This is a genomic window from Stenotrophomonas sp. STEN063, assembly GCF_056854515.1.
The window spans coordinates 1-8,132 of record NZ_JBXFWF010000107.1; the positions used below are offsets into that span (position 1 = coordinate 1).

The window sequence follows — 8,132 nt, forward strand, 5'->3', positions numbered from 1 at the left end:
AGAGGGGCTAGTGCACTGCGAGCGCGAGCGGTCCGAGCCCCTCTCCCGCCTGCGGGAGAGGGGGCTAGTGCACTACGAGCCGACGCATTGCTAGCCCCTCTCCCGCCTGCGGGAGAGGGGTTGGGGTGAGGGGAAGCTTCTAGCAAGCGAACCCAAAGCAAACCCAAAGCAGGTCACAAGCAAACCCAGGGCAAACGCCAAGCCAAAAAAAGGCCCGCATCGCTGCGGGCCCCAAATAACGCTACCAACAAAACTATCAGTGAATCTTCGCCAGATCATCGATCAGCACGCGCAGGAAGCGCGCCGCTTCGCCGCCGGTGCAGGCGCGGTGATCGAAGGTGACCGACAACGGGATGACCTTGTGGGTTTCAATGCCGCCCATCACCGGGGTGACCTGGAAGCGGGCACGGCCGGCGGCAACGATGGCCACGCACGGCGGTACGACTACCGGGGTGGCATAGCGGCCGGCGAACATGCCGAAGTTGGACAGGCTGATGGTGTAGCCGCTCAGTTCCGACGGTGCGATCGTGCGGTCTTCCACCTGCTGGCGCAGACGGTTGATGCCCTCGCGCACGCCGCGCGCATCGAGCATGTCGGCATTGCGCAGGGCCGGCACGAACAGGCCGTCGTCGGTATCGACGGCGATGCCGATGTCGACCTGGGCATGCAGGGTGCGGGTGAGGTTGTCACCGTCGAACCAGGCATTCATTGCCGGCACCGCCTGGCAGGCGCTGACGATGGCACGGACCAGACGCGAGGTCATGTCGTTGCCCGGCGCCCATGCATGGATGTCGGCGTCGTCGCTGAGCGTGGTCGGTACGACCTTGCTGTGCGCATCGGCCATCACCCGCGCCATGTTGCGGCGCACGCCCTTGAGCGGTTCCGGCTGGCCCTTGGCGACCACACCCGGAGGGGCAGTACGCATCGGCTTGCCCGCAGCAGACAGTGGGGTGCGAGCACTTGAGCCCCTCTCCCCCTGGGAGAGGGGTTGGGGAGAGGGTGCGGCAGCTGCGATGGAGGTCGGGGGCCCCCCCCCCCCCCCCCCCCCCGGGGGGGCGGGGGGCCCGGGGGGCGGGGGTGGGCCACCCCCCGGACGAGCAATATACCGACACCCCCCCCCCGCGGCCCCGCGCGGGGCTAGCAGCCCGGGCCCGCCCCCCCCCCCCCCGGCGGCCCCCCGCCCTGCCCCCCCCCCCCCCGCGGGCGGGGGGGGGCCCCGCCGCCGCGGCAGCTGCGATGGAGGGCGGACCCTCACCCCCAGCCCCTCTCCCGGTGGGAGAGGGGAGCAGGGCGGACGGGTTTGCCGCAGCCTGCTTCACATCATTCATCGTCACCGCGCCTTCGGCGCCGGTGGCGCGTACGCGGGCCAGATCGACGCCCAGCTTGCGGGCCATCGCACGCACGGCCGGCACCGCCTTGACACCACCGACGGCCACGGCCTGTTCGGTATGCACGGCATTGGAGCTGACCATTGCGCCGACCACGGTGCCTTCGTCGGCACGTTCGGCGGCAGCGACCGGTGCCGGGGCTGCGGCAGGCGCGGGCGCGGCTTCGGCCGGTGCGCCGTGGTGATGGCCGGTGTCCTGGCCTTCCGCGCGCTGCGGCAGGTTGGGGTCGAGCTCGAAACTCGCCAGCACGTGGCCGGTCACAACAATGTCGCCAGCGCCGCCGGCCAGCTTCAGCACCTTGCCGGAGTACGGCGAGGGCACTTCGACCACGGCCTTGGCGGTTTCCATGGCCACCAGCGGCTCGTCGAGCTTGATCACGTCGCCTTCCTTGACGAACCACTCAACGATGGTCGCGTCCGGCAGGCCTTCGCCCAGATCGGGCAGGTTGAAATTCTTGGTCTGGCTCATGTGAGTTTCTCTTCCAGCAATTCAAGTTCGCGCGCCGGCAGCCAGCCCTGCGCGCCATCGGCGCGCTCGGACCACCACCAGCCACCATGTTCGTGATGCAGTCGTACCTGCTCACCCCGGTCCACGTCCAGTTCGCGTGCGCTGTAATCGCGCAGCGCCTCGGCGCGGCCATCGTCCAATACCTGCAACCAGGCCACCGGCGCCCAGCCGGCGCTGCCTTCGCTGGTTTTCACCCAGGCGAAGGCCGGCCATTCCTCGTCGCGTACACCGAGCTCGACGATCTGCCCGGTCCGGAACTGCAGCGGATTGCGGTATTGGCTGCGGTAGCTGCCAATCAAGCGTGCCAGCATGTCAGCCCACCGCGACCGCACGCTTGGCGGCGGTCACGATCCGCTCCACGCTGGGCAGATACTTCATCTCCAGGCGGAACAACGGGATGTGGGTGTCATAACCGGCAACGCGCTCGACCGGTGCCAGCAGGTCGTAGATCGACTCTTCGGCCAGGCGCGCGGCGATTTCGGCGCCAAAACCAGCGGTCTTCGGCGCTTCCTGCACGATCACGCAGCGGCCGGTCTTGGCCACCGACTCGGCAATGGTGGCGAAATCCAGCGGACGCAGCGTGGCTACGTCGATGACTTCGGCACTGATGCCTTCGCCGGCCAGTTTGTCGGCGGCTTCCAGCGCTTCCTTGACCTGTGCACCCCAGGTGACCAGGGTCACGTCGGTGCCGTCACGCAGCACGAAGCAGACGTCCAGCGGCAGTGCCTCGCCGTCATTGACGACCACTTCCTTGTACTGGCGGTAGATGCGCTTGGGCTCCATGTAGATCACCGGATCCGGCTCGCGGATGGCGGCCAGCAGCAGGCCGTAGGCGCGCTGCGGGCTGGACGGCAGTACCACGCGCATGCCCGGCACATTGGTGAAGATGGCTTCGTTGGCTTCGCTGTGGTGTTCCGGTGCGCGGATGCCACCGCCCCACGGCACGCGCAGCACCATCGGGCAATGCAGGCGGCCACGGGTACGGTTGCGCAGACGTGCGGCGTGGCAGATCAGGTGATCGACCATCGGGTAGACGAAGCCATCGAACTGGGCTTCGGCCACCGGCTTCATGCCCTGCGCAGCCAGGCCGACGGTGAGGCCGGCGATGGTGGTTTCATCCAGCGGGGTGTCGAGCACGCGCTCCGGGCCGAACTGCTGCTGCAGGCCGGCGGTGGCGCGGAACACACCGCCGTTGACGCCCACGTCCTCGCCCAGCACCAACACCGACGGGTCGTGTTCCATTTCCCAGGCCAAGGCCTGGGTGACGGCTTCGATGAGGGTGATCGGGGTAGCTGTCATCGGGGTGTCTCCGCTGTTGCTCGCCGCGCTGTGCGCGACGCCGTGATCGTGGCTGGCCGAGGTGACGGCAGCATTGCGCTTGATGTCATCCATGGCGCTGCTCCAGGGCGATGGCGGCAGCACGCTGCGCCAGCAGGTCCGGCGGCGGATCGGCATACAGATAGTCGAACATGGCCTCGACCGGCTGCACCGGGCAGTTGAGGTAGGCGTTGACCTCCTCGTCGACGCGGGTGCCGCACTCGGCGATCCAGTTCTTTTCTTCTTCCTCGCTCCACACGCCGCGCGCGGTCAGGTACTTGCGCAGGCGGATCAGCGGTTCATTCAACCAGGCCGACTTCACTTCGGCGTCGTCGCGGTAGCGGCGGGCGTCGTCGGCGGTGGTGTGGTCGGACAGGCGGTAGGTGAGCAGTTCCAGCACCGTGCCGCCCTGGCCGGACAGGGCGCGCTCGCGCGCCTGTTCCATCGCCGCCATCACCGCGATCAGGTCGTTGCCGTCCACCTGCAGGCAGAACAGGCCGCCGGCCAGGCCCTTCTGGGCCAGGGTTTCAGCGCCGGTCTGGGCCGAGCGCGGGACCGAGATGGCCCAGCCGTTGTTCACCACGCACAGGATCAGCGGCAGCTTGTAGGCGCCGGCCGAGTTCACTGCGGCGTAGAAGTCGGTCTTGGAGCTGCCGCCATCACCGCAGACGCTGACCGCGACCTGCGGCATGTTGCGCAGCTTGAACGACAGCGCCGAACCGGCCGCGTGCAGGCACTGGGTCGAGATCGGTACGCAGATGGGGAAGTCGCGGACCGCATCGCTGTCGCGGTCGTAGTCGCTGCCGCGCTCGTCGCCACCCCAGTACATCAGGACGTCACGCGGGCGCACGCCGCGCATGAACATGGCGCCGTACTCACGGTAGCTGGGGGCGAACACGTCGCCGCTCTTCATGGCCGCGCCGATGCCGACGTGGGCCGCTTCATGGCCCAGGCAGGAGGCAAAGGTGCCGAGCTTGCCGGTGCGCTGCAGCGCCACGGCCTTGGTGTCGAACACCCGCGTGGCCAGCATCTGCTTGAACATCGGCAGCAGCGAGCGCGGCTCACGCAGCGAGGCGGGAAGGTCTTCACGTACCAGGTTGCCGTCGGCATCCAGGTACTGCAGGTAATCGATTTGGAACTGGGCGGAAACCGTCATTGCAGCAACACCTTGGACAGATGGTTTCAAATGATAGGAATTACGCATGGTAAGGACTCAGTCCGAAAAAGCCGTCCTGCGCCGCAACAAGATTGACCGGGCAAAGGCCAGCTTTGTTCCGCGCAGCTCGACTCGGGCGAGCAATTGCAACGTATTCAGTCTGTGACAACAGGAACGGCACATTGTCGCGCTGCTTGGGTTTGCGCGTGTTTCGATTCCGTTTGCGCGGGAGCAAGATCCAGAGCACCCCTCCCCAACCCTCCCCTTGCCTTCGGCAAAGGGAGGGGGGTAGTGCCGACCCATGGTCGGCAGAGGCATTACCGATAAACCCCCTTGCCGACCATGGGTCGGCACTACAGACCCGTTTGCCTGCGGCAAAAGGGAGGGGCAGATGGCGTGGCCTGCGTTACCCTTGCGGCCCCATCCGATGGCCAGGCCGATGACCGTAGAAAAGAACCAGCGTGAGCTCGAAGCCGGTATCCATACCGACCTGCAGGGCCGGCTTACCTACGGCGGCTACCTGCGCCTGGACCAGCTGCTGTCGGCCCAGCAGCCGCTGTCCAACCCGCCTCACCACGACGAAATGCTGTTCATCATCCAGCACCAGACCTCGGAGCTGTGGCTCAAGCTGCTGGCCCATGAGCTGCGCGCGGCGCGCGGCCACATGCAGCGCGATGAGGTCTGGCAGTGCCGCAAGGTGCTGGCCCGGGCCAAGCAGGTGCTGCGCCTGCTGACCGAGCAGTGGGCGGTGCTGGAGACCCTGACGCCCTCCGAGTACATGGGCTTCCGCGACGTGCTGGGTCCGTCCTCGGGCTTCCAGTCGCTGCAGTACCGCTATATCGAATTCCTGCTGGGCAACAAGAACGCCGACATGCTCAACGTGTTTGCCCATGACCCGGAAGGGCAGGCGCAGCTGCGTGAGGTGCTGGAAGCGCCCAGCCTGTACGAGGAGTTCCTGGCCTACCTGGCGCGCTTCGGCCATGCCATCCCGGCGGCCTACGAAGGCCATGACTGGACCCAGTCGCACATCAGCGACCCGGCGCTGCGCCAGGTGTTCGAGAACATCTACCAGGACACCGACCGCTACTGGCGTGAGTACTCGCTGTGCGAGGACCTGGTGGACCTGGAGACCCAGTTCCAGCTGTGGCGCTTCCGGCATATGCGCACGGTGATGCGGGTGATCGGTTTCAAGCGCGGTACCGGCGGTTCCAGCGGCGTCGGTTTCCTCCGGCAGGCGCTGGAGCTGACCTTCTTCCCCGAGCTGTTCGAAGTGCGTACCACCATCCGCGGCGACGCCTGAGCCCCTGCCGGGGTTGAAAATCCAGCCTATTCAGCGGCTTGCACCGCATCATGGGCCCGCCTGGAAGCGGCTGGCCCAAGCCTGGCGCAGCGGTTGGTTGCAGCAGTATGTATTTGACGTGAAGCCGACGCTTCTGTGATCCTCGCCCGTCGCGCCGGTTCCGGCCGACTTTCTGTAATTGCCCATTTCGATCAGGGGACACCGCATGAGCGCTGCCGCGCCGAATTCCGAACCAACCCCGGCGCCCGTGCCGGAGTTCAAGACCATCCTCGGCCATCCGAAGCCACTGTGGATGCTGTTCATGGCCGAATTCTGGGAGCGCTTTGCGTTCTACGGCATTCGCTGGGCGATGGTGCTGTACATCGTCGCGCAGTTCCAGGGCGGCCTGGCGTCGGGCGAAAAGCCTGCAGCCGAGCTGTACGGCGCCTACCTGGCGCTGGTCTATGCCGGTGCCATCTTCGGTGGCTACGTCGCCGACAAGCTGGTCGGCTTCCAGCGCTCCATCCTGCTGGGCGCATTGTTCATGGCCATCGGCCTGTTCATGCTGGTCTCGCCCAGCGAAGTGATCTTCAAGCTCGGCCTGGCCACGATCATCGTCGGCAACGGCCTGTTCAAGCCGATCATCTCGACCATGGTGGGCAAGCTGTACGTGCAGGGTGATGCACGCCGCGATGCCGGTTTCACCATCTTCTACATGGGCATCAACATCGGTGCGCTGCTGGCCCCGGTCATCACCGGTGCGCTGGCCAAGATGGTCTTCGGCACCGAGCAGGACCCGCATTACCAGTGGGTGTTCATCGCCTCGGGCATCGGCATGGTGGCCAGCCTGATCTGGTTCTGGTTCGGTCGCAGCCAGCTCAAGGGCATTGGCTTGCCGGAAGAAGGCCAGAAGAGCCTGGGCCGCGTCGGACTGGTGGCGGCGCTGGGCCTGCTGATCGGCATCCCGGTGTTCTATTTCCTGCTGACCATCGATGCCAATGCGCTGCAGGCCATCCTGATGACGCTGTTCATCGTGCCGGCGCTGATGCTGCTGGTGGAAGGCATCCGCAGTGGCTCGGTCGCGCGTGACAAGGTGATCGCCATGCTGGTGATCTTCGTGTTCAACGTGCTGTTCTGGATGTTCTTCGAACAGGCCGGCAGCTCGTTCACCTTCCTTGCCGACAAGATCGTCAACCGCGAATTCGGCAGCTGGACCTTCCCGTTGGAGTGGTTCCAGTCGGTCAACTCGGTGGCCATCATCGTGTGTGCGCCGATCATGGCCTGGATGTGGGTCAAGATGGGCAAGGCCAATCCGTCGATTCCGCGCAAGTTCGGCCTGGGCCTGATCTTCAACGGCCTGGCCTTCCTGCTGCTGATGGTGGCCCTGTCGAGCATGGTCAACGATGCCGGCAAGATCCCGTTCTGGACCCTGTTCGCGGTGTACGTGATCCAGTCCATCGGTGAGCTGTGCCTGTCGCCGATCGGTCTGTCGATGACCACCAAGCTGGCACCGACCCGTCTGGCCGGCATGGCAATGGGTTGCTGGTTCCTGTCGATTGCCATTGGTAACAATCTGGCCGGTATCTTTGCCGGCAAGGTCAGCGGCGAAGGCGGCATGACCGTGGCATCGGCACAGTCCGGTTACACCTTCGGCTTCTGGGCCCTGGTGGGTTCGGGCGTGGTGCTGTTCCTGGTCGCTCCGCTGATCAACAAGCTCATGCACGGCGTGAAGTAAGGAGTCAGGCGATGAAACTGCTGTTCGGAATGCTTCCCCTGTTGCTCACCGTGGCGCTGGCCGGCTGCAATCAACCGCCGCCCGCCAAGCCCGAAACGGTGCAGCCGCTGGATACGTCCGAACAGAAGGCGCCGGTGGCTGATACCAGCCAGCCGGTGGCATCGGGCAACACCCCCACCGCAGCGGATATCGCTGCGGTGGCCGGCCTCAACGCGCAGTTCGACCCGGCCCGCGACCCGGTCGCGGACCTGGAAACGGCCAAGGTCGAGGCCCAGCGTGGTGGCAAGCGGATCATCCTGGATGTGGGCGGCGAATGGTGCTCCTGGTGCCACCTGCTGGACGCCTTCATGGAAGGTGATTCGGAGCTGCGTCGCTTCCGCGATGGCAACTACGTGTGGATGAAGGTCAATTACAGCGAAGAGAACGAGAACGCCGAGTTCCTTGCGCGCTTCCCGGAGATCAAGGCCTATCCGCATCTGTTCGTGCTGGATGCAGAAGGCCAGCTGCTGCACTCGCAGTTCACCGGCGATCTGGAGAAGGGCAAGGGTTACGACCGCGCCAAGTTCGATGCCTTCCTGAAAGCATGGGCACCGCCGGCGAAGTAAGCCTGCGATGTGCTTGAACGAAAACGGCGCCGGAAGGCGCCGTTTTTTTTGTTTGGCTCCTTGTAGTGGCGCGCCAAACACAGGACACGGGGGGAAAAAACAACAACCAGACGAAGGTACAAAGCCATGCCACCCAAGCCCCGGC

The 8,132-nt window shown here is 65.6% G+C and carries 6 protein-coding genes and 1 pseudogene; 3 read left to right on the forward strand and 4 right to left on the reverse strand.

Features of this window, described 5'->3' with window-relative positions; all coding sequences use genetic code 11:
* Positions 1–256: 256 nt before the first annotated feature.
* The 4 genes and pseudogenes from AC1VWL_RS18715 to pdhA all read right to left on the reverse strand — a co-directional run bounded on the left by AC1VWL_RS18715 (position 257) and on the right by pdhA (position 4,368).
* Positions 257–1,856, reverse strand: a pseudogene (locus AC1VWL_RS18715) (dihydrolipoamide acetyltransferase family protein).
* Positions 1,853–2,206 carry an SH3 domain-containing protein gene (locus tag AC1VWL_RS18720; protein ID WP_282273232.1) on the reverse strand — a complete coding sequence of 118 codons (354 nt, stop codon included), beginning with the start codon at positions 2,204–2,206 and terminating at the stop codon, positions 1,853–1,855. The pseudogene AC1VWL_RS18715 and the gene AC1VWL_RS18720 overlap by 4 nt, the downstream one beginning before the upstream one ends.
* Before the next feature lies 1 nt (position 2,207).
* Positions 2,208–3,287 (reverse strand): alpha-ketoacid dehydrogenase subunit beta, encoded by a 1,080-nt coding sequence (locus AC1VWL_RS18725; RefSeq protein ID WP_482987681.1) that lies wholly within the window; start codon positions 3,285–3,287, stop codon positions 2,208–2,210.
* Entirely contained in the window at positions 3,280–4,368 is a 1,089-nt protein-coding gene (pdhA, locus tag AC1VWL_RS18730; protein WP_282273229.1) for a pyruvate dehydrogenase (acetyl-transferring) E1 component subunit alpha, read from the reverse strand. Before pdhA ends, AC1VWL_RS18725 begins: the two co-directional genes overlap by 8 nt.
* A 439-nt stretch (positions 4,369–4,807) precedes the next feature.
* On the opposite strand from pdhA, the gene AC1VWL_RS18735 reads away from it, so the two are divergent.
* From AC1VWL_RS18735 to AC1VWL_RS18745, 3 genes are all read left to right on the forward strand, one after another.
* Positions 4,808–5,668, forward strand: a complete 861-nt coding sequence (locus tag AC1VWL_RS18735; protein ID WP_282271794.1) for a tryptophan 2,3-dioxygenase — start codon at positions 4,808–4,810, stop codon at positions 5,666–5,668.
* 205 nt (positions 5,669–5,873) lie between these two features.
* Entirely contained in the window at positions 5,874–7,382 is a 1,509-nt protein-coding gene (locus tag AC1VWL_RS18740) for a peptide MFS transporter (RefSeq protein ID WP_481510586.1), read from the forward strand.
* An 11-nt stretch (positions 7,383–7,393) separates the two neighbouring features.
* Positions 7,394–7,987, forward strand: a complete 594-nt coding sequence (locus AC1VWL_RS18745; RefSeq protein ID WP_481615081.1) for a thioredoxin family protein — start codon at positions 7,394–7,396, stop codon at positions 7,985–7,987.
* The last annotated feature ends 145 nt before the right edge of the window (positions 7,988–8,132 follow it).